This window comes from Halorubrum ejinorense, assembly GCF_055389685.1.
Map to the genome: position 1 here is coordinate 2740632 of NZ_AP043777.1, position 20797 is coordinate 2761428.

Genomic DNA, 20797 nt, shown 5'->3' on the forward strand with positions numbered 1-20797 from the left:
CCAATGAGCACGTTTTCAGCAATCGGAGAGGAGCGAGAGATCGACCGCGACGAGTACACGCCCGGTGTCGAACCGCAGCCGACCTGGTGTCCGGGCTGCGGTGACTTCAGCGTCCTGAAGGCGCTCAAGCAGGCGCTTCCGGAAGTCGGGCGCACGCCCGAGGAAACGCTCCTGTGTACCGGTATCGGCTGTTCGGGCAAGCTGAACAGCTACCTCGACACGTACGGGTTCCACACGATCCACGGGCGCTCGCTGCCCGTGGCCCGCGCCGCGAAGCTCGCGAACCCCGACCTCGAAGTGATCGCCGCCGGCGGTGACGGCGACGGCTACGGGATCGGCGGGAACCACTTCATCCACACGGCCCGGGAGAACCACGACATGACGTACATCGTCTTCAACAACGAGATCTTCGGGCTCACGAAGGGACAGACCTCCCCGACTAGCCCGAAGGGCCACAAGTCGAAGACGCAGCCCCACGGCAGCGCCAAGGAGCCGATCAAGCCGCTCTCGATGTCGCTGAACGCCGGCGCCTCCTACGTCGCCCGCACGGCCGCCGTCAACCCGAACCAGGCCAAGGAGATCATCACCGAGGCGATCGAGCACGACGGGTTCGCGCACGTCGACTTCCTCACCCAGTGTCCGACCTGGAACAAGGACGCGCGCCAGTACGTGCCGTACATCGACGTCAACGACTCCGACGACTACGAGTTCGACAAGACGGACCGCGTCGAGGCCGCCGAGATGATGCGCGAGACCGAGCAGTCGCTGTACGAGGGCGAGGTCCTCACCGGCCGCTTCTACGTCGACGAGGATCGCCCCTCCTACGGCGCCGAGAAGCAGGCGATCGGCGAGATGCCCGAGGAGCCGCTCGCCGAGCGCTACTGGGACGACGACTACGAGTGGGAGCGCTCCCACGACATGTTCCTCGACAAGCACGCCTGAGCCGGCGAGCCGGCCGTTCACGGCGTGGCGGAATCGTTTATCGATTCGCAAGGTATTTTTTCATTGGCGGTAAACGGAGTAGTATGAGCACGGTATCGACAGAGGAACGCATCCTCTCTGTGTTAGAAGAGGACGCGCAGGCGTCCTGCGGAGAGATCGCGGAGCGAGCGGACGTGTCGAAGCCGACGGTCCGCAAGTACATCGACCGCCTCGAAGACCGGGGCGTGATCGTCGGCTACTCCGCGGAGGTCGACCCGAAGAAACTCTCTTCGCAGTCGATCGCCATGGTCGGAATGGACGTGGACTCGGGCCGGTACGTCGAGGCCACGCGGGAACTGAAGTCCCTCGATGAGGTCCAGGCGCTGTACACCTCTTCGGGCGACCACATGCTGATGGCGGAGGTGCGCGCCGGCGACGGCGACGAACTCGGCGACGTCATCTCCGAGAAGCTGCTCGGGGTCGAGGGCGTGACCGCGGCCCACCCCTCGTTCCTCCAAGAGCGACTGAAGTAGTCGGCGTTCGGGCCGTTGAATCCGACGGCGGTGGGACGGACCCCGCTCCGCCTCAGGCGAGCGCGTGCGGATCCGCGACGACGACGGTTTCGTCGCCCGCGGGGCTACGGCGGCTCCCGCGCGACGCGAACCCGTGTGCGCTGAAGAACTCCTCGGCGCTTGGCCGGTCCGGCGGGACCGTCGCGCGGAGCGTTTCGACCCCGCGACCGGCGAGGGCGTCGCCCACGCGAGCGAGAAGTTCGTCGGCCACGCCCTCGCCCGCGCGGTTCGGATGGACCCACAGCGCCAACAGCTCGGCCTCGGCTCCGTCCGGGTCCGGGTGTGCGATCGCCAGCCCGACGGGGCCCGCCTCGTCGCTCTCCATCAGGAACGACCACTCGGCCTCGGCGGCGGCCTCTCGGACGCCGGCGGCGGACACGTCCAGTAAGGGAGCGCCGATGTCGTCGAACACCGTCTCCTCGCGCGCTCGGGAGACGGCGGTCCGCAGCGCCTCCGCGTCGTCGGGCCGGGCCGCCCGGACATACATGATCGACCGTCAGTAAAGAACGCACCTATAGGTTTCGGCGGCGGCGCGATTCGCGGTCGAAATCGGGCGCACGGCGCGACCCGAGCCGGCCGGAAGTTCGAGCGCTGACGCGGGGTCGTGAGCCCGAGAGAGCCTTACGCGACCGGTTCGACGCCGATCGTGATCGCGACGTCTTCGACCGACCACTCCTCGACGAGCCCGCCGTCCGCGTCCGCGGCGTCGGCCGGGTCGTCGATCCACGCGTCGGCGCGCACCTCGCCGGCGATCAGGTCGGCGTGCTCGTCGACGAAGCCGGCGACGCGTTCGTCGTCGACGGCGACGCCGACGCGGACGCGGGCCTCCACGTCTAAGTCGAGTTCCTTACGCATCTCTTGGATCCGCCGGATCACGTCGCGGGCGTAGCCCTCGGACTCGATGTCGTCGGTGAGCGACGTGTCGACGTAGACGGTCCCGCCCTCGAACTCCGCGCCGGAGACGTTCTCGGGCGGCTCGGCGACGTACTCGACCATCTCGTCGTCGAGGGCGACCGGCTCGCCGTCGACGGTGATCTCGCCGCCCTCGACCGCCGCGCGGGTCGCGCCCTGAACCGCCTCCATCACCTTTTGGGCGTCGCCGCCGAACGCCGGGCCGATGGCGGCCATCTGCGGCTCGGCGGTCTCGACCAGTTCGTCGAAGGCGTCGGTGACGACGACCTCGCGGGCGTTGACGCGGTCGGCGATCAGGTCGGAGAGCCGCTCGACCGCGGCCGCGACCGCCTCGTCGTCGGTCTCGACGACGACGCGCGGGACCGGCCAGCGGAGCTTGCGACCGGCCTGCTGGCGCGCGTTGGCCGCCGACTCCTCGACGTCGCGGAACACCGCCACGTCGCGTTCGAGGTCGGGGTCGCGCAGGGCCGCGTCGGGCTCGGGGTACGACAGCGCGTGGACCGTCGTCGCCTCGCCGTCGAGCCGCTGGTACATCCGCTCGGTCAGGTACGGCGCGATCGGCGCGAGCATGCGGATCACCTCGTCGAGGACGGTCGCGAGCGTCGCGTAGGCGCCGCGCTTCGAGGCGGAGTCGGCCTCCTCCCACATCCGGTCGCGAACCGCCTTCACGTAGAAGCGCGAGACGTCCTGCGTGACGAACTCGATCACGGCGTTGACGGCGTCGCTGACCTGGTAGTCGTCCCAGGCCTCGGCGACCTCCGCCTCCACGGACTGGAGCCGGGAGAGCACCCACTCGTCGACGAGTTCGAGCTCGCCGTCGGAGAGGTCGGCCGCGGCCGGGTCGTAGCCGTCGAGCTCCATGTACTCCAGCGGGAACCGGAACACGTTCCAGAGGATGTTGAGCTTCCCCTGGATCTCGCCGAGCCCGTCCCACTCGAACGCGAGGTCGACGCCCTGCTGGTCGTGCGAGAGGAGATACGTGCGGAGCGGGTCGCGACCGGCGCGGTCGATCGCCTCCTCGGGCGTGACGATGTTGCCGACCGACTTCGACATCTTTCGCCCGTCCTCGTCGTTGGCGAAGCCGTGCATCAGCACCTCGTCGTAGGGGATCTGGCCGACGGCGGCGGTCCCCATCCCGAGCTGCGACCAGAACCACCCGCGGGTCTGGTCGTGCGCCTCGATGATGAGGTCGGCCGGCCACAGCTCGTCGTGAGCGTCCTCGTCGCTCGGGTAACCGAGGGTGCCCCACGAGGCGACCGAGGAGTCGAGCCACACGTCGAAGACGTCCTCGACGCGGCGGTAGGTGGTGCCGTCCTCGACGATGGTGAGACCGTCGACGGAGGGGCGGTGGAGGTCGATGGAGGCGGGGTCGACGTCCTCCTCGACGCGCTCGGCGAGCTCCTCGCGGGTGCCGACCACGATCATGTCCTCGTCGAGGTTCCCCGCCTCCGCGTCCTCCGGCACCCAGATCGGGATCGGGACGCCCCAGTAGCGCTGCCGGGAGACGTTCCAGTCGGGCGCGTCCTCGATGAAGTCGCGGAAGCGGTTGTCGCGGGCCCACCCCGGGTGCCACTCGGAGTCCTCCATGTTGTCGAGGAGGTCGTCTTTCACGTCCGTGATCGAGATGAACCACTGGTCGGTGACCAGCTGGATGATCCCGGTGTCACAGCGCCAACAGTGGCCGTAGCTGTGGTCGACGGTGCCGTGCGCGAGCATGTGACCGTCGGCGACGAGGTCGTCGATGATGTCGTCGTTGGCGTCGCGGACGAACTGCCCGGCGTACTCGCCGGCGGCCTCGGTGAACTCGCCGTTCGGCCCGACGGGGCAGTGGATGTCGAGCCCGAGCTCCGTGCCGCGGTGGAAGTCCTCCTCACCGTGGCCGGGGGCGGAGTGGACGAGCCCGGTCCGGTCGGCCTCGACGTAGTCGGCGGCGTACACCTGCCCGGCGCCCTCGAAGTCGGGGTACTCGGCGACGCGGTCGGCGAGCGGGTGGTCGTACGCCCAGCCGACGAGCTCCTCGCCGGTCAGCTCCGCTTCGACCTCGTAGTCCTCGTAGCGGCCCTCCTGTAACACGTCCTCGACGCAGTCGGCGGCGACGTAGATGAGTTCGCTCTCGCCGTCCTTCTCCGCGCGGACCGCGTTGTAGGTGAGCGCCTCGTCGACGGCGACGAAGGTGTTCGCGGGGATGGTCCACGGCGTCGTCGTCCAGATGACGAGGCTCCCCTCGCGGTCGGCGAGCGGGAACTTCACGTAGACGGAGGGGTCCTCGACGTCCTCGTACTCGACCTCGTTGTTGGCGAGCCCGGTCTCACAGCGCGGACACTGCGAGATGGACCGCTTCCCCTGCTCGACGAGCCCGTTGTCGGCGACCTCGGAGAACGCCCACCAGGCGGCCTCCATGTACTCCGGTGAGATGGTCTCGTACGGGTTCTCCCAGTCCATCCAGACGCCGATGGACTTGAAGTCCTCGTCCATCGCCGCCCGGTTCTCCAGGGCGAACTCCTTGCACTTCTCGATGAACGACTCCATGCCGTACTCCTCGATGTCCCGCTTGTTCTCGAAGCCGAGCTCCTCCTCGACTTTGACCTCGATCGGGAGCCCGTGCATGTCGTAGCCGGGGCGGTCGGTGACGCGGTGCCCGGTCATCCGCTTGTGCCGGATGACGGCGTCTTTCAGCGTCTTGTTCCAGGCCGTCCCGAGGTGCATCTGCCCGGAGGTGTACGGCGGGCCGTCGACGAAGAAGAACGGCGGGTCGTCGGCGTGGGCCTCCTTCGCCGCCTCGTAGGCGTCGTTGTCTTCCCAGTAGTCGTCGACCGCCGACTCGACGTCGGCGGGCGCGTACTGGTCGTCGATCTGCTCCATACGCGTTGGTCTGCGCGCGCGTATTTGAATACGGCGGAGTCGGGGCCGACGGTCCGCAGTTCGGAGCGTCGATCCGTCGTTCGACGGGGGGTCCCGCGAGTCGGGGTGGGCTTCGAACGACGGCGGGCCCGGAACGACGGCGGGCCCCGGAACGAGTTTCGCTCGCCGACGGAGGGAAGGCGGCGCTTACCCGGATAGTCGGCCCATACCAATACCGTTGGACTGCCTCGGTCGCGGGTATGAACGTCCCACGTGCGGCCGTCGTCGCAGTGGCGGTACTGGCGGTCGCGGTCGTCGCGACCGGCGGCGCGGTCGGTCAGGAACAGGTGACGCTCACCGTCTCGGTCACCGACCAACAGGGAGACGCCGTCGGCGGCGTGACCGTCGAGGCGGCGTGGGAGACCGAATCGGGTGAGACGGGGACCGCGACGGGGACGACGGCGAGCAACGGGAACGTCCTCCTCGACGCCCCCGCGAACGCGAGCGTCGAACTCGACGTCGACGACGACAGGTACGTCCGGAACAGGCCGCTCCGGATCGACAACGCCAGCGAGGGGGACGTCGCGCTCGGCGTGTCGCGCAGCGGGACCGCCACGGTGTCGGTTCTCGACGCCGAAAACCGGACGCTGGCCGACGCGACGGTGACCGTCCGCGAGGACGGCCGATCGATCGACCGCGGCACGACCGGGTCAGACGGGACCTACGAGACGGCTCGCCTGGAGCGGGGAACCTACGAAATCGAGGTCGTGAAGCCGGGCTACTTCGAGGGGAGCCGCGAGGTGACGGTGTCGGCGAACTCGGAGGCGACGGTCACGATCGAACGGGGGACCGCGACCCTCGACGTCCGCGTGTTCGACGACCACTTCGACCCGCCGACCGCGATCGAAACGGGGTCCGTTCGGGTGTCGTCGTCGGTGTTCGACGGACGAGTGTCGGTGACCGACGGGACGGCCTCGCTCACCGTTCCCGTGAACGCCCTCTACACGGTCGAGGTCGTCAAGGACGGGTACGGCGGGTCGCCGGAGCGGGTCAGAGTCCGAGAGTCGGCGGCGGCGACGAACGTCACGGCACAGCGGACCCCGGCGCTGACGGTCGTCCCGGCGAACGAGCGCGTCTTGGTCGGTGAGACGACTCGCGTGACGGTTCGGAACGCGTACGACGAACCGGCCACCGGGGTCACGGTCGTGGTCGACGGCGAGTCGGTCGGCGAGACCGACGACCGCGGGGAGATCGGCGTAGAGATATCGAGCACCGGAAGCCGGACGATCGTCGCACGGAGCGACGACGCCGAGTCCGACCCGGTGACCGTGGAAGGGGTCGAGACCGCGGAGGAGGCGGATTCGGACGCGGACGGGGAGAATGGATCGGACGCGGACGGTGACGGCGGCTCGGAGACCACCGACGACGGCATACCCGGCTTCGGCGTCGTCGCCGCGGTCATCGCGTTACTCGCGGCGGCGGCCGTCGTCGGTCGTCGCCGGGACTCTCAGAAGTAGTCGGCGAGTCGCTCGGCGGCCGCCTCGGCGCGGGGCGTCACGAGGGCGAACCGGATCCACTCGTCGCGGGCGGTACCGAACGCCTCGCCCGGCATCCCCGCGACGCCGGCCTCGTCGATCAGGCGCTTGACGTTCGCCATCGTGCCGGGGAACCCGTCGAAGCGCGCGAGCACGTAGAAGGCACCCTCCGGGCGGCTGTACTCGGCGCCGGCCGCGTCGAGGGCGGCCGTGAACGCGTCGACGCGGTCCGCGAGCAGGTCGCGCGCGTCGGCGTAGTAGCTCGGCGGGGTCTCCGCGAGCGCGTGGAGGACCGCGTACTGGGAGGGCCGCGCCCCGGCGACGTTCACGAGCATGTGCCGCGTCCGCGCGTCGCCGACGTGCGCCTCGGGGAAGACGGCGTAGCCGACCCGGAACCCGGTGATCGCCATCGACTTCGAGAAGCCGCTCGTGGCGATCACGCGGTCGGAGTCGAGCGTCAGGGCCGACTCGAACGAGCCCGTCAGGTCGAACCGGTCGTACACCTCGTCGGCGACGACCAAGGCGTCGACACTCTCGGCAATCGCGACGACCTCGCGTACCGCATCGAGATCGTACACCGCGCCGGTCGGGTTGTTCGGGGTGTTCAACACGATGAGCGCGGTGTCCTCGCTCGCGGCCTCGCGCACCGCCCCGACGTCGAGTCCCCCGTCGCGGGCGGTCGGAACGAGGGTCGGCTCCCCGCCGAGGAGGTGCGTCTTCCCGGGGTAGTACGGGTACACCGGGTCCATGAGCAACGCCTCGTCGCCGGCGCCGCGGTCGAGGGCGCGCGCCATCGCGAGGTAGTTCGCCTCGCCGGTGCCGTTGGTGACGACCACGCGCTCGGCGTCGACCTCGCGGCGCGCCGCGATCCGCTCCCGCAGCTCGCGGAGCCCGTCGCTCGGCGGGTACTGGAAGTCGGCCGGCGGCAGGTCGGCGTACTCGCGGAGCGCGGCGCGGAGCGCGGCGGGCGGCTCCCAGTCGGGGTTGCCGCTCACCATGTCGATGACGTCGCCGTCGGCGGCCGCGGCGTACTGCATGACGTGGAAGAACTTCGGCTCCTCGTACTCCATACGGTCGGGTCGGCCGCGGTCGCCGTGGCTCTTTCGGCCGGGGAGCGGCGGTCTCCGATCGAGGTAGGCAGGCCTTACGGCCGTCGCCGCGATCCGGTGGTTTGACCACCTCCCCTACGCAGGGACAGACATGAACAAACGCGGCCACGTGCTCAACGGTCTGCTGCTCTCGTTGGGCCTCGGATTCGTGCTCGAACCGGGGCTCAACGCGGCGACCGCCGAGATGATCGCGCAGATCACCGTTCCCGTCGTGTTGGGAGCGCTGTTCCCCGACGTCGACACCGCCTTCGGACGCCACCGGAAGACGCTCCACAGCCTCCCGGTGCTGGCGGTCTTCATCGCGTACCCGATCGTCTTCGGCAACCTCCAGTACGTGTGGATCGGCGTGTTGACCCACTACCTGCTCGACGTGGTCGGGAGCCGGCGAGGGATCGCCCTCTTCCACCCGCTGTCGGATCGGGAGTACGGAATGCCGACGGGCGTAACGACGAGCAGCAAGTACGCGGACCTCGTCACGGTGGTCATCACCGCGGTCGAGATCGCCGCCTTCTGGGCGATCAACAAATACGTCGTCAATCTCGAACTCGACCTCTCTGCGGCCGCACGGACGGCCTCGGAGGCCGCGGCCGGGTTCGGTCTCTGACGCCGACACCGGAGGCGAACGAGTCGCGACAGCGTCGGCTACTCGCGAGTTCTCGCGGCGCGATTCGACGCCGTCTACTCGTAGACGCTCACGTCGTCGAACCGCCCCTCATAGGCGACGTTCGACGGGAGGGTCGGCTCGTTGCCGGAGAGGAACATGCGGTCGAGTTTCGCCCACGTGTTCTCGTACCCGAGGTGGGCGAACTCGACGAGCCCGCGCAGCTGGTGGCCGATCCCGCCCCGGTGGATCACCGTCCGCGGTCGGCGCTCGCGGAACGCCTCCACGACCGCCTCGGCGTCGTCGAGCGCGCCCTCGAACGCGGTCCACGCCTCCCCGACGGTGCCCGTGAGGTGCGCGTACGAGGAGCCGAAGCCCGCGCAGCCGGTCTCTTCCGCGGTCCGACGCGCTCGGGCGTTCTGGTGGGGGAGCAGCTTTGTGTTGTACGTCTCGACGGCGTCGATCCGACCGGCGTGCGCGTCGATCTCTGGCCGCGTGAGCGAGATGGTTGCGAACCCGGGGTGGGGAACGAGGACGGCCGCGTCCTGCCGCTCGAACTCGGCCATCGCGCCCTCGAACGTGATGTAGTCGGGGACCGGTTCGGAGAGCCCGAGCACGAGGAGGTGCCGCCGGTTCCCCCAGTCGCCGGTGAACACCTCGCGGGCGGGGACGACCTGGAGCTCGTCGTCGGAGTATCGAGCGGCGCGCTCGCGGACCGTCGGAAGGCGCGTGAAGTGCGGAGCGTACACGAGCGCGTCGATCCCGCGCTCCTTCGCGCGGGCGACGACCTCGTCGTCGAGCACCTTGACGTGGCCGTCGACGCGCGTTCTCGATCGGGTCACGGTCGGACGGTCGTCGCGCCCGCGCAAATGCGTATCGTTCGACGACGACGGTGCCGCGACCGCAGGTCCGATCGGGACGGTCACGAACGGGGCGACGAGACGGTGACCCGTTTCGACGCGCCGGCGTGGGAAACCGTTAATCCCCCTCGGGCGAGAGTTCGGGTATGGCCCCTCGCTGGACGTGCGGCATCGGCGACTGCGACGCCGCCTTCGACGACGTGGAGTCGGCGATCGTCCACCAGACGAACGAGCACCAGCGCCACGAGTGCAAGGTGTGTGGCACCATCGTCCCCGACGGCTACTTCGCGATCCGGCACGCGTTCGACGAACACACCCGCGCCGAGTTCGTCCGCGCGTACGACGCCGACTCGGCGGCGGTCCGCCGCCGGGAAGAGATCAAAGGCGACATCGAGTCCGAAGCGGACCTCCAGCGGGTAGTCGAAGAGCTCGACCGCGGCGTCTGAGGCGGAGTCGCCGGGATCCGCCACCGTACGCCGCCCGCGGTCGCGGCCGTTCGGTCGCCGCTTACAGCACGCGCTTGCCGAACGCGCTCGCCGCCAGTTCCGTCGCCAGTTCCGCCGTCTCGTTGTGCTGGTCGAGCGTCGGGTTCACCTCCACGAGCTCCATCGACCGGAGCGCGTCGCTTTCGTCGACGATTTCCATCGCACTGTGAGCCTCGCGGTACGTGACGCCGCCGCGGACGGGCGTCCCGACGCCGGGGGCCGCGTTGGGGTCGAGCCAGTCCAGATCGAGGCTGACGTGAAGCCCGTCGACGCCGGCGGACGCGACCGAGAGCGCCTCCTCGGTGACGTCCGTGATCCCCCGCTCGTCGATGTCCGACATCGTGTACGCCGCGAAGCCGCGATCTTTGATTAGCTCCACCTCCGGTTCGTCGACCGACCGGAGACCGACGAGCGCGACGTTCTCGGGAGCGAGTCCCTGCGCGTTCGCCCACTCGGTGTCCGCGAACTCGCCGATACCGAGCGCCGCCGCCAGTGGCATCCCGTGGACGTTCCCCGACGGGCTCGTCGCCGGCGTGTTCAGGTCGGCGTGCGCGTCGAACCACACCGCGCCGATGTCGGCGTCGCGAGCGGACCCGACGAGGCTCCCGATGCCGATGGAGTGGTCGCCCCCGAGCGCGAGCGGTATCCGGCCGTCGGCGAGCGTCCCGGCGACCTCGTCGCCGAGCCGTCGACAGACGTCGGCCGTCTCGCGGAGGAACTTCGCTTTCCCCTCGCTCGGGGCGTCGGTGTCCGGGTCGCGCTCCTCCGCCCGCGGGACGTGGAGGTCGCCCGCGTCGACCGTCTCGACTCCCGCGCCGGCGAGTTGGTCGGCGAGCCCGCCGTACCGGATCGCCGACGGCCCCATGTCGACCCCGCGTCGGTTCGCTCCGTAGTCCGTCGGCGCGCCGATGATCTTGACCGTAGTCATACCGGCTACGCGACGCGACGCCGCTTGAATGGTGGTGATCGACGCGCTCGAAGGCGACCGAGCCGCCCGTGACCGCACTGCGACCCGCTCGCCGGATCGGACACCGTTTTGCGCCCGGGAAGCCACAGGGCGTCCATGGGCAGCTCCGATCCCCGTTCGGTCGATCCCAGCGACGTCGAGCCGGTCGGCGCGACCATCGCCGTCGCGTTCACCGGGGCTGCGATCGGGCTCGCCGGCGCCGCGGTCTCGTTTGTCGCCCCCGACTTCGGGCTCACGCTGATCGGCGTCGGGGTGGTGATCGCGCTGGTGAGCCCGATCGCGTACGTCCGGATGAAGCGGCTCCGGGGGGAGTGAACGACGGGACGCGGTTCGGGTGAGACGCCCGAAGGGACGGTCCCGAGCGGGTCCCTCACGATCGTTTATAAGGAGGTTCCATCGCATTTAAGCGGGCCCGCTATGTATTTGATTCCATGTCATCGATCGAGCTCACATCGAGCCAGAAAAGCATCCTCACGGCCCTGATCAACCTGTTCGGGGAACAGGAGGACGCGGTGAAAGGCGAGGAGATCGCCGACGAGGTCGACCGCAACCCGGGGACGATCCGCAACCAGATGCAGAGCCTCAAGGCCCTCCAGCTGGTCGAGGGCGTCCCCGGTCCGAAGGGCGGCTACAAGCCCACCTCCAACGCCTACGAGGCCCTCGACATCCAGCGCATGGACGAGCCGGCCAACGTTCCGATCTACCACGAGGGCGAGGAGGTAGCGGAGCTCAACGTCGACGGGATCGACCTCTCCAGCGTCCACCACCCCGAGCTGTGCCGCGCCGAGATCCACGTTCAGGGCTCGGTCCGCGACTTCCACGAGGGCGACTCCGTCACCGTCGGTCCGACGCCGCTCTCGAAGCTCGTCATCGACGGGACCGTCGACGGCAAAGACGACACCGCGAACGTCCTCATCCTCCGGATCGACGACATGCGAGCGCCCGACGAGCCGGCCGAACACTGACGGCGGGACTCGGATTCTCGCGTCGAGTGAGTCGCTGATTCCTCTGTCCCGAAAGAGCGGTTTCCCGAGAAACGAACCGAACGCCCAGTCGAGTCGCTACCGCGAGTCGCCCGCGTTCACATGTCGCCGAACGCACTGAAACCGCGGCCGGCCGAGGAGACCTTGGCGATCCAGCGCGTGGCGATGGCCTTCTTCAGCAGCTTCGCCGGCGTCCCGCCGAACGTCTTGATCGGCATCCCCACCACGTCGTGAGCGACCGCCTCCTCGCCGACGGAGATGACCGTCCCCTTGTCCTCGTGGGTCCACGAGCGGAGCGGCGCGCCGCGGGCGGCGCGCGCCAGGTTGGCGCCCGCGACCTCGGCGGCCTGCCAAGCGGCCTGCGCCGTCGGCGGCGCCACTTCCTCGCCCTGCTCGACGAGGGCGGTGTCGCCGATGGCGAACACGCGGTCGTCGCTGGTGGTGAAGTCGGCGCCGGCGTGGACGCGGTTCGACCGGTCGTCCTTGTCGACGTCGACGTCCTCGATCTCCGGCTGGCCGGTGATGCCGCCGGTCCAGATCAGCACGTCGTGTGCGAGCTCCTCCGGCACCTCGTCTTCGCCGCCGCCGAGGTAGACGGCCTCATCGTCGGCCTCGGAGATGAAGTCGCCGGTGAGAATCTCGACGTCGGCGTCCTCCAACCGCTGGCGGAGCGCGCCCTGGATCTGCGGGTCGTTACCGGGGAAGACCTCGTCGAGCCCCTCGACCAGCTTGATCTCGATCGGCGCGCGGTGTTTGTCGCGGTACTCCGCGATCTCGCCGGCCGTCTGGATGCCGGAGAGACCGGCGCCGCCGACGATGACCTGCGCGGGGTCCGAGCGGGTCGCGTCCGCGGCCGCCTCGCGAACGTCCTCGTGGATCGCCTTCGCGTCGTCGAGTCCCTTCAGCTGGTGGGCGTTCTCCTTCAGCCCCTCGATGCCGAAGAAGGCCGTCGTGGAGCCGACGCCGAGCAGGAGGTAGTCGTAGTCGACGGTCGTCCCGTCGTCGGTCTCGACGACCTGGCCGTCGGTGTCGACGTCGACGACGCGGCCCTGAACGAAGTCGGACTCGGACGACTTGATCTCGTCGACGGGGATCGTGATCTTGTCCTCGACCGCGGGGTTGCGGATCGCGCGGTGGACCTCGTGCAAGACGAGGTGGTAGTCGTGCTCGGAGATCCACGTGAGCTCCGCCTCGCCCTCACCGACCTCGTCTTCGAACGCCTTCACCGCCCCTGCGCCGGCGTACCCGGAACCGACGACCACGACCTGTGTGCTCATGTCTGTGGGTCCGCGGTCCGCGGGTAAAGTCGCTTTGGAACGTTCGCGGGGCGATAACGCGCTCGAAGCGGAGACGCGTGACCGCTACAGCGAGAGTCCGGCGTGCCAGCGGTCGGCACCGGCCTCCCGTTTCACCTCGTCCATGCGCGCGAGCAGCTTCACCGCGAGGCTGGCCGTCTCCGCCGCGCGCGACTCGCCCTCCGTTCGGAACTCGCCGGTCACGCGGTTGGCGTAGACGGAGCAGACCGCTCCCGCCCGGAGGCCGTACACGCCCGCGATCGTGAGGATCGCGGACGCCTCCATCTCGATGTTCTTCACGTTCGCGTCCCGTAGCTCCGCGACCAACTCGTCCGAGCCGGCCGCCTCGAACCCGTCGAACCCGGGGCGCCCCTGGCCCGCGTAGAAGGAGTCGGCGCTCATCGTGACGCCGGTGTGGTAGTCGTGACCGAGGCGTTCCGCGGCGGCGACCAAGGCGGAGACGACCTCGCCGTCGGCGGTCGCGGGGTAGTCCTCCCGCACGTACTCGTCGCTCGTCCCCTCCTGCCGGACGCCGCCGGTCGTGATCACCAGGTCGCCCACGTCCATCTCGGGCTGGATCGCGCCGCAGGAGCCGACTCGAATGAACGTGTCGACGCCGACCCGGGCGAGCTCCTCGACGGCGATGGCCGCCGACGGGGACCCGATCCCGGTCGAGGTGACGGAGATCGGCGCCCCGTCGTAGCTGCCGGTCGCGGTGCGGTACTCGCGGTGGCGCGCGACCTCCTCGTGGTCGTCCCACAGCGCCGTGATCTTGTCGACTCGCTCGGGGTTACCCGGGAGGAGGACGGCGTTGGCAACGTCCTCGGGCGCGGCCTCGACGTGGTAGCCGGCCTCGTCGTTGGGGTCCTCGCTCTCGGCGTCCGCGGCGGGAGCGTCGGCGGCGGAGGCGTCGGTCTCGTCGGTCATGTCCCCCCGTTTCGACGAGTGATTCAAAAGGGCTTCCGGCTCGGACCGGTGAAGGCGCGGCGAGCAGCGCCCGAGTCAGTCGCCGCCGGCGTCCCGACCGTCGCCCGCTTCGCTCGCGTCGTCGAGCGTTCCCTCGGAGATGGTGTTCGGGAGGAGTTCGCCGAGGGTGTACTCCGTCACCGCGTCGCCGCCCTCGTCGCAGGCGACGACGAGGTCGTCGGCCGCGAACTCCGCGAGGCTCTGCCGACACATCCCGCAGGGGGTGACGCCGTCGCGGACGCCGGAGGAGACGGCGATCCGGTCGAACTCGCGGTGACCGTTCTTCACCGCCTCCGCGAGCGCGACCTCCTCGGCGTGGAGGCTGTTGGAGTAGTTCGCGTTCTCGATGTTACAGCCGGTGAACACGGTGCCGTCGACCGTTCGAAGCGCGGCGCCGACGCGGTACTCGGAGTACGGGACGTGGGCGTCGTCGAGGGCGTCGCGCGCGGCGGCGATCAGCTCGTCCATACCCGAGCCTCGGTCGGGCGACCGTTAACTGTACTGTGTCGCCGTCGGATCCGGGACCGTTCCGGATCGTAACCCGAGTCACGCCCCGTCCGTCCACGCGGAGAAGCCGCCCTCGATGAGCGTCTCCGACTGCCGATCGATGTACTCCCGTTGCGTCTCGTAGACGGCGGTCTCGAAGTCGTCGCCGCCGTCGAGGCGGTCGCGGACGCGGTCGCGCTTCCAGCTCGCGGGCGTCGTCCGGTTCGCGACGCGCCACCGGAGCGGGGCGATCCACGCGGCGGCCTCGTCGTCGGCGCAGCCGGCGGTGCGTAGTCCGGCCTCGGCGTGGTCGAGGAGGTCTGCGTACAGCGCGTCGGTGTCGGTCGTGCGCTCGCCGTCGAGTCCCACCCATTCCAAGTCGGCCGCCAGCCCGTCCGCGACCGCCGCGTAGAAGTTGTCGCGGGCGGTCTCCCAGTCGAGGCCGATGACGGGGTGTTCCCGCTGTGCGAGCGACTGCATCAGCCCGGCGAACGCGGCCTGGAACGCGATGGAGTCGCGGACGGTCGGCTGACCCGGGATCGGCCGGAACTCGATGCGGGCGTTGGCCGCCGAGCGGCTGGCCCCCTCGAAGACGGGGCGGACCCACCGCCAGTAGCTGCCGTGTTTCGTCCGGAACGTCGCGAAGGCGTCGTCGAACCGGTCGCTGCCGTCGGGTTCGGGCATCGGTATCAGCGTCTCGTCGCTCGCGATGCGGTCCACGGCGGTCTCGACGTCGTGGAAGTCGCGCGGGAACCGGACCTTGTCGGCGTCGGTCCGGGCGTTGAGGACGGACTCGAAGACGTGGATGCGGTTCGAGGTCGCCCCCTCGCTCAGGACGCGTTCGCCGTCCCAGTCGTCGTCGTACAGCTCCGGCGGGAAGAACGGCGAGTTGGCGCCGAGCGCTAAGAGCGGGCCGGCGATCCGGAGGGCGTACCGGAAGTGCCGCGGCAGCGTCTCGGCGCGGCCCACCTGGTAGTGCGGCTGGACCGACGTGATCAGGCTCTCCGGCATCACCGTCTCCGCCGGCAGCGACACGCCCGGCGCCTCGAGGACGACGGCGGGCCCCTCCTCCGCCTCGCCCGCGTCGTTGCGGCCCGAGTTGGCCATCGCGTGGTACCGGACCGCGTCGCTCATGTTGACCGCGACGACGACGCCGTCGACCTCCACGCTGTCGGTGAGGTACTCGCGGACGGTCTCGCCCGCCGGCGGGATGGTCCAGAGGCCGTCCGAGACGAGCCGCATCCCCTCGACGCCGGCGGTGTTCTCCGCGGCCTCCAGGCGCGCGCGAACCTCGGCGAGCTGCGCGCGGAGCCCGTGGTCGGAGAGGGGCTGCGGGCTCGTCGACATCTCCGCGTTGTGGAGTCCGAGCTCCTTCTCGAACCCCATCAGCTCCAGCATGCGGCGCGGGACGCGCATCAGCGCGTACTCGCCGGCCCGCGACTCCTCGCTCCACCGCCCGTCGCCGACCGCGTAGAACTCGTACTCGAAGCCGACGATCGACTGGTGGTTGTCGAAGGAGCCGTCGTGGAGCTCCTGTTTGACGATCTCGGCCTCCTCGGCCGCGCGCTCGGCGAACGCCTCGGCGTCGACCGAAAGCGCCTCCCGGACCCCGTCGGCCAGCGCGGACTCGGTGGTCATGCGACCGCCCAACGACGCGGCGGGATAAAAAGGTCACCGCCCGCGACGCGGCTCCTGTTACTGGTTCGCGGAGCGCGCGTCGAGAGCGACCGGGATCGAGCGGCTCGCGACGTCGCCGGCGAACGCCTCGCCGTCGGCCTCGAGCTGGGGGAACGTGTCGTAATGGATCGGGACGACGAGGTCCGGCGCCATCGTCTCGGCCAGCTCGGCGGCCTCGCGTCGGTCAGCGACGATGCCGCCCCCGCCGATGTTCGCGAGGAAGACGGAGACGTCGAGCTCGGCGAACCCGTCGAGCGCGTCGGAGTCGCCGGGCCAGAACACGGTGTGTCCGCCGAGCGACAGCAGGAAGCCGCAGCCGAAGCCGGGCGGGTGCGGCACCGAGCCGTCGGCGTCGGCGTTCGGCCCCTCGGGGTCGTTGTGGGCGGGGACGGACCACGCCGTGACGGCACCGGCGGGCGTGTCGACGTCGACGCGCTCCTCCTCGCCGACGCGGACCACCTCGTAGTCGTCGGCGAGCGCGTCGATCGGCTCCACGTCGCGATCGATCCCGGCGGGGTCGACGGCGTCGTAGATCGCGATCGTCGCGTCCTCGCTCGCGACCGACCGGATCCCGTCGCTGTCGTAGTGGTGGTCGTGAGTGACGACGACGAGGTCGCCGTCGCGCGCCCAGTAGTCGTCGAGGACGCCGTACCGGCCGGGGTCGGTGTAGACGACCGGTCCCCCGTCGGTCGCCAACCGCGCAGTCGCGTAGCCGAGCCACTCCACCGCGAGCTCATCGTAGCGGACCGTCATGTCCCCGGATCCGGTCGCGGTCGTCTTGAGCGTGGCTATCGATTCCGGTCCCGCTCCCGGTCGCCGTCGATCACGGACAGCTCCCACGCCGCGGCGAGCGCGTCGTCGTCGACCGCCCGCCCGAGGAGGTGTTCGGGGACGAGCGGCATCGGGACCGGGACGTAGCCGGCGTCGCGCAACGCGGCGAACCCGCCGAGGGTCTCGACGACGGTCCCGTCGTCCCCGCGGCGAACGCGGAAGCGCTTGTCCGCCGGGTCGCGCCGGTACGCGAAGGGGAACGCCTCGTCCGGCGGCGTCCGGAGGCTCTCGACGCCCCCGAGGACCGCGACCGGATCGCCGTCGACCTCGCAGACGAGTCGCGGGACGACCGGGCGCCCGGCGTCGTCGGAGGCGGCGGCGTCGACGTCGGGGTGCGCCGTGACCGGACCCGCCGGGGTGTCCGTCTCGCGCCAGTCGAAGGTCGGCTCGCCGAGTCCCTCCGTACGGACGCAGGCGTACCCGCCCCCGGAGACCGGGATCCGGTCGGGGCCGAGATGGAACGTCCGTCGGCCGTCGCGTCGCGCTGCGAGCAGCGGCGGCTCGGCGAGGAGGTCCCGGACCGCGTCGGCGGTGGCGGCGTCGCGGGCGACGAACAGGGCGCGGCGGTCGCGGTCGAGCGCGTGACCGAGCCGTGAGGTGATCACGATGGGCGTCGCGTCGTCCGCCGCGAGCGGCTCCACCGCGACGCGGTCGTCGCCGCGGGTCGCGATCGCCGGCGGCTCGGCGCCCGATTCGGGGCGGGTGATCTCGTACCCCGCGGCCGCGAGCCGGTCGACGGCCGCGTCGGTGAGGTCGCGCCGCGTCGCGTCGCCGAGCGGGCCTGGCATAGGCGACCGTACGGGCCCGAACGTGAAGGGGTTTCGCGTGGCGGAACGCGGGTCGTCAGGCTGGCGGGCGCGTCCCTCGCCGCCCGGCTCAGTCGTCGCCGACGAGCCGCCGGACGCGGGCGAGCGAGTCGGCGTCGGCGACGCCTTTGTCCTCGCGGACGCCGACGAAGCGGGGGAACCGGAGGGCGTAGCCGGCCGAGTAGGTCGGCGAGCGCTGTATCTCCTCGTAGCCGACCTCGACCACCAGTTCCGGGTCGAACGCGACCGTGGTGCCCGCCTCGCCGACGACGTGGGGCTCCAGTCGCTCCGTGAGGTCAGCGAGCGCCTCGTCCGTGATCCCCGTGGCGACCTTGCCCACCGTGGCGTACCCCGGAGGTGCGAGGTCGTCGCCGTCGAGGCGGCCCGACCCGTCGCCGTCCGTCACGCCGTTCGGGTCGACCGCGTCGCCTGAGTCGACCGCACCGGCCGACCGGGCGCCCCCGTCCGCGTCGCGAACGGCGAGCAGGAACGTCCCGAACAGCTCCGCGCGGCGCCCCTCGCCCCACTCGGCGCCGACGACGACGGCGTCGAGCGTCTCCACGTCGGGCTTGCGCTTCAGCCAGTCGCGCCCGCGGTCGCCGGGCGTGTACGCCGCCTCGGGGTTCTTCAGCATGACGCCCTCGTGGCCGGCGTCGAGGGCGGCCCGCTCCGCGGCCGCGACGGTGTCCGCGTCGTCGGCGAGCGTGAGGTCCTCCGCCGCGTCGGGCAGGACCGCTCGGAGTCGCTCGTGGCGCGTCAGGAGAGGGTCGTCGAGCAGGTCGGCGCCGTCCGCGTGGAGGCAGTCGAACGCGTGGAGACGGAGCGAGACCGTCTCGCGCATGCGGTCGACGTCGTGTTTTCGGCGGAACCGCCTGAGCACCTCCTGAAACGGGAGGGGATCCCCGGCGTCGTCGACCGCGACGACCTCGCCGTCCAAGATGACCGGGACGTCGACGCGCGCCGCGACGTACTCGGCTATCTCCGGGAGCGCCTCGGTCACGTCGTCCATGTTCCGCGAGTAGAGCCGCGGTCCGAGCGCCGACCCGTCGTCCGGTCGGTCCTCCCCGTCGCCGTTCATCTGAGCGGTGCCGGCCGGGGCGGTGCCGGCCGGGGCGTAGTGGACCTGAACGCGCGCGCCGTCGAACTTCGTCTCGACGGCGACCTCACCGAACGAGTCGACCGCGTCGGTGGCGGTGCCCGCCTGCGCGAGCATCGCCTGGACCGGTCGGCCGACCCGCAGCGACTCCTCGCCGAGGCCGTCGAGCCCCTCGTCGCGGGCGCGCACCGCGACGCGACCGTAGTCGTTCGTCACTTGGAGGGCGCGCTCGACGGCCGCGACCGCGTCCGCCGGCGCGTCGAGTTCGGGCTCGTCGGTCGCGTCCGAGTCGGTGGACGCCTCGGGTTCCGGACCGTCCGGTTCCGAGTCGCCGTCCTCGGACCGAGGTTCCGGGGCGAGGAACGCCTCCGCTATCGCGTCTCGGACCGTCCCCTCGCCGACGCCCAGTCGCATCTCGCCGAGGACCAGCCTGGCGAGGAACGCCGCCTCGCTCGGGGAACACCGGGTGAACAGTCCGAACAGCGTGTCTCGCTTGCGGGACTCGCTCCCGTCGCCGCTCTCGGCCGCGAGTTCGCGCAGGCGCTCGTCCACCGCGGCGACCGTGAGCGCGTCGCGCCCGGCGCCGAAGGCGACGAGCCCCTGCTGGCCGCCGAAGTCGTACTCGGCCGCGACGGCGCCGATCTCTCCGCGTTCCGCCAGTCGGTCCTCGACGTCGTCCGCGGAGACGTTCGGGCCCGCGGCGCGGGCGACGGCCTCGCGGCAGAGCGCGGGCCCGACGTCGAGCGTCCGGGTGTCGTGGGCGGGGAAGACGCGACCGAGCAGGAACCGGACGACGACGGGGAGGTCGTCGGTGGGGCCGTCGCCGGTCTCGGCGCTTCGGTCGGTCTCGTCACTCCCGTCGCTTCCTCCGACCCCGGCGTCCGCGAGCAGGTCGGCGACGGCGAGGGTCGTCTCGATGTCGCCGTCGTTCGCGGCCACCCGTTCCGCCCGTTCCGCCAGCGCGGCGAACTCCATATGCGTCGAGTCGGCGACCGGCGGGCAAAAGCGACGCGATGCGCGTTGTGCGTCGGGCAATAGCGACCCGACGCGCGTTGCGCGGCCGGCAAAAACGACCCGACGCGAGCGCACGACGCGGCCGATTCTCGACGCCGCGACCGGCGGCCCGGCCGGGGAACAGTTTTTCACTTCCGCCCTCCTACGGCCTCCCATGTACGTCCGCGACGCCAAAAACCGTGACGAGGCGTGGTTACTGGACGCGATCGAGCGCCTGGGGCTCGACGACGTCGCCTTCCGGTCACGGGACTACGTGATCGCGGTCGACGAGGAGTCAGGCGACCGGGCCGGATTCGGCCGGCTTCGGCTCCACCGCGGCGACGAGGGCGAAGAGAACCGGATCGAACTCACCGGGATCGGCGTCCTCCCCGAGTGGCGCGACCGCGGCGTCGGGGCGCACGTCGTCGAGCGCCTCGTCGACACCGCGGCCGCGGACCGGTTCGACACCGTGTACGTGCTCACCGACCAGCCGGAGTACCTGACGCAGTTCGGGTTCGAACGCGTCGACACGGCCGACCTCCCGCCGGCGCTCTCCGACCGCCTGACGGAGAAACGCGAGTTCCTCGGCGGCGACGTCGTCGGGCTCGAACTCGCGGTCGACGACTTCGAGATGCCGAGCCCGCTCCGCGGGGCGTTCAAGGACGCCGAGCCGACCGGCGACGACGAGCCGACCGAGTCGGCGGAGGACTTCGGGATCGACCCCGACTCGGCGACCTACAAGTACGACACCGGTCGCTGAGGGCCTCTCGCGGGCCGCCGATCGGTCTGCGCGCGTCCGCCGACCGGAGGCCTCCGGGGCGTCGCTACACCAAGCTTATACCGGTCGGTCTTGGAGGGCAG

20 protein-coding genes are annotated in these 20797 nt (G+C 70.6%); 8 read left to right on the forward strand and 12 right to left on the reverse strand.

The features are described from left to right. Positions 1-3 precede the first annotated feature (3 nt). Positions 4-942: a thiamine pyrophosphate-dependent enzyme gene (locus ACZ5KW_RS15095; protein WP_343780605.1), complete on the forward strand. Its 939-nt coding sequence runs from the start codon at positions 4-6 to the stop codon at positions 940-942. A gap of 83 nt (positions 943-1025) precedes the next feature. Next, the gene (lrpA1, locus tag ACZ5KW_RS15100; RefSeq protein WP_343780603.1) at positions 1026-1454 is read left to right on the forward strand and encodes an HTH-type transcriptional regulator LrpA1; all 429 of its coding nucleotides are present in this window, start codon (positions 1026-1028) and stop codon (positions 1452-1454) included. Between the two features lie 52 nt (positions 1455-1506). On the opposite strand, the gene ACZ5KW_RS15105 is transcribed toward lrpA1, so the two are convergent. Next, the gene (locus tag ACZ5KW_RS15105; RefSeq protein WP_343780601.1) at positions 1507-1980 is read right to left on the reverse strand and encodes a GNAT family N-acetyltransferase; all 474 of its coding nucleotides are present in this window, start codon (positions 1978-1980) and stop codon (positions 1507-1509) included. A 134-nt stretch (positions 1981-2114) separates the two neighbouring features. Continuing rightward, positions 2115-5267 carry an isoleucine--tRNA ligase gene (gene ileS, locus ACZ5KW_RS15110; protein WP_343780599.1) on the reverse strand — a complete coding sequence of 1051 codons (3153 nt, stop codon included), beginning with the start codon at positions 5265-5267 and terminating at the stop codon, positions 2115-2117. Positions 5268-5506: 239 nt separating this feature from the next. On the opposite strand from ileS, the gene ACZ5KW_RS15115 reads away from it, so the two are divergent. After that, on the forward strand, positions 5507-6763 hold the full coding sequence (locus tag ACZ5KW_RS15115) for a carboxypeptidase-like regulatory domain-containing protein (RefSeq protein WP_343780598.1): 1257 nt from the start codon (positions 5507-5509) through the stop codon (positions 6761-6763). Here the strand turns inward: ACZ5KW_RS15115 and ACZ5KW_RS15120 are convergent. After that, a complete protein-coding gene (locus tag ACZ5KW_RS15120) occupies positions 6754-7851 on the reverse strand; it encodes a pyridoxal phosphate-dependent aminotransferase (protein ID WP_343780597.1) in 1098 nt (365 codons plus the stop codon). The two genes, ACZ5KW_RS15115 and ACZ5KW_RS15120, sit on opposite strands and share 10 nt — an antisense overlap. Before the next feature lie 130 nt (positions 7852-7981). Here ACZ5KW_RS15120 and ACZ5KW_RS15125 point away from each other — a divergent pair, with 130 nt between their 5' ends. Next, entirely contained in the window at positions 7982-8494 is a 513-nt protein-coding gene (locus ACZ5KW_RS15125) for a metal-dependent hydrolase (RefSeq protein WP_343780596.1), read from the forward strand. A gap of 74 nt (positions 8495-8568) precedes the next feature. Here ACZ5KW_RS15125 and ACZ5KW_RS15130 read toward each other — a convergent pair whose 3' ends face one another. Beyond that, entirely contained in the window at positions 8569-9360 is a 792-nt protein-coding gene (locus ACZ5KW_RS15130) for a PHP-associated domain-containing protein (protein WP_343780595.1), read from the reverse strand. A 137-nt stretch (positions 9361-9497) separates the two neighbouring features. Between ACZ5KW_RS15130 and ACZ5KW_RS15135 the strand changes: the two genes are divergently transcribed. Then, on the forward strand, positions 9498-9797 hold the full coding sequence (locus ACZ5KW_RS15135; protein ID WP_343780593.1) for a DUF7565 family protein: 300 nt from the start codon (positions 9498-9500) through the stop codon (positions 9795-9797). Positions 9798-9858: 61 nt separating this feature from the next. Here the strand turns inward: ACZ5KW_RS15135 and rocF are convergent, their stop codons facing one another. Then, entirely contained in the window at positions 9859-10764 is a 906-nt protein-coding gene (gene rocF, locus ACZ5KW_RS15140; RefSeq protein WP_343780592.1) for an arginase, read from the reverse strand. A gap of 135 nt (positions 10765-10899) precedes the next feature. On the opposite strand from rocF, the gene ACZ5KW_RS15145 reads away from it, so the two are divergent. After that, positions 10900-11118 (forward strand): hypothetical protein, encoded by a 219-nt coding sequence (locus tag ACZ5KW_RS15145; protein WP_343780591.1) that lies wholly within the window; start codon positions 10900-10902, stop codon positions 11116-11118. 116 nt (positions 11119-11234) lie between these two features. Then, on the forward strand, positions 11235-11768 hold the full coding sequence (locus tag ACZ5KW_RS15150) for an Rrf2 family transcriptional regulator (protein WP_343780590.1): 534 nt from the start codon (positions 11235-11237) through the stop codon (positions 11766-11768). Between the two features lie 116 nt (positions 11769-11884). Here the strand turns inward: ACZ5KW_RS15150 and ACZ5KW_RS15155 are convergent, their stop codons facing one another. The 7 genes from ACZ5KW_RS15155 to ACZ5KW_RS15185 form a co-directional block, all read right to left on the reverse strand. Further along, the gene (locus ACZ5KW_RS15155) at positions 11885-13063 is read right to left on the reverse strand and encodes an NAD(P)/FAD-dependent oxidoreductase (RefSeq protein ID WP_343780589.1); all 1179 of its coding nucleotides are present in this window, start codon (positions 13061-13063) and stop codon (positions 11885-11887) included. 84 nt (positions 13064-13147) lie between these two features. Beyond that, positions 13148-14008 carry a nucleoside phosphorylase gene (locus ACZ5KW_RS15160; protein WP_343780587.1) on the reverse strand — a complete coding sequence of 287 codons (861 nt, stop codon included), beginning with the start codon at positions 14006-14008 and terminating at the stop codon, positions 13148-13150. 75 nt (positions 14009-14083) lie between these two features. Beyond that, positions 14084-14515 (reverse strand): cytidine deaminase, encoded by a 432-nt coding sequence (cdd, locus tag ACZ5KW_RS15165; protein WP_343780585.1) that lies wholly within the window; start codon positions 14513-14515, stop codon positions 14084-14086. Positions 14516-14593: 78 nt separating this feature from the next. Next, positions 14594-16171 (reverse strand): glutamate-cysteine ligase family protein, encoded by a 1578-nt coding sequence (locus tag ACZ5KW_RS15170; RefSeq protein WP_343780584.1) that lies wholly within the window; start codon positions 16169-16171, stop codon positions 14594-14596. A gap of 57 nt (positions 16172-16228) precedes the next feature. Further along, positions 16229-16963 (reverse strand): MBL fold metallo-hydrolase, encoded by a 735-nt coding sequence (locus ACZ5KW_RS15175; protein WP_343780583.1) that lies wholly within the window; start codon positions 16961-16963, stop codon positions 16229-16231. 35 nt (positions 16964-16998) lie between these two features. Continuing rightward, on the reverse strand, positions 16999-17829 hold the full coding sequence (locus ACZ5KW_RS15180; RefSeq protein ID WP_343780582.1) for a hypothetical protein: 831 nt from the start codon (positions 17827-17829) through the stop codon (positions 16999-17001). Positions 17830-17917: 88 nt separating this feature from the next. After that, entirely contained in the window at positions 17918-19918 is a 2001-nt protein-coding gene (locus tag ACZ5KW_RS15185) for an ATP-dependent DNA ligase (RefSeq protein ID WP_343780580.1), read from the reverse strand. Between the two features lie 193 nt (positions 19919-20111). On the opposite strand from ACZ5KW_RS15185, the gene ACZ5KW_RS15190 reads away from it, so the two are divergent. Next, positions 20112-20696: a GNAT family N-acetyltransferase gene (locus ACZ5KW_RS15190; RefSeq protein WP_343780579.1), complete on the forward strand. Its 585-nt coding sequence runs from the start codon at positions 20112-20114 to the stop codon at positions 20694-20696. Positions 20697-20797 lie beyond the last annotated feature (101 nt).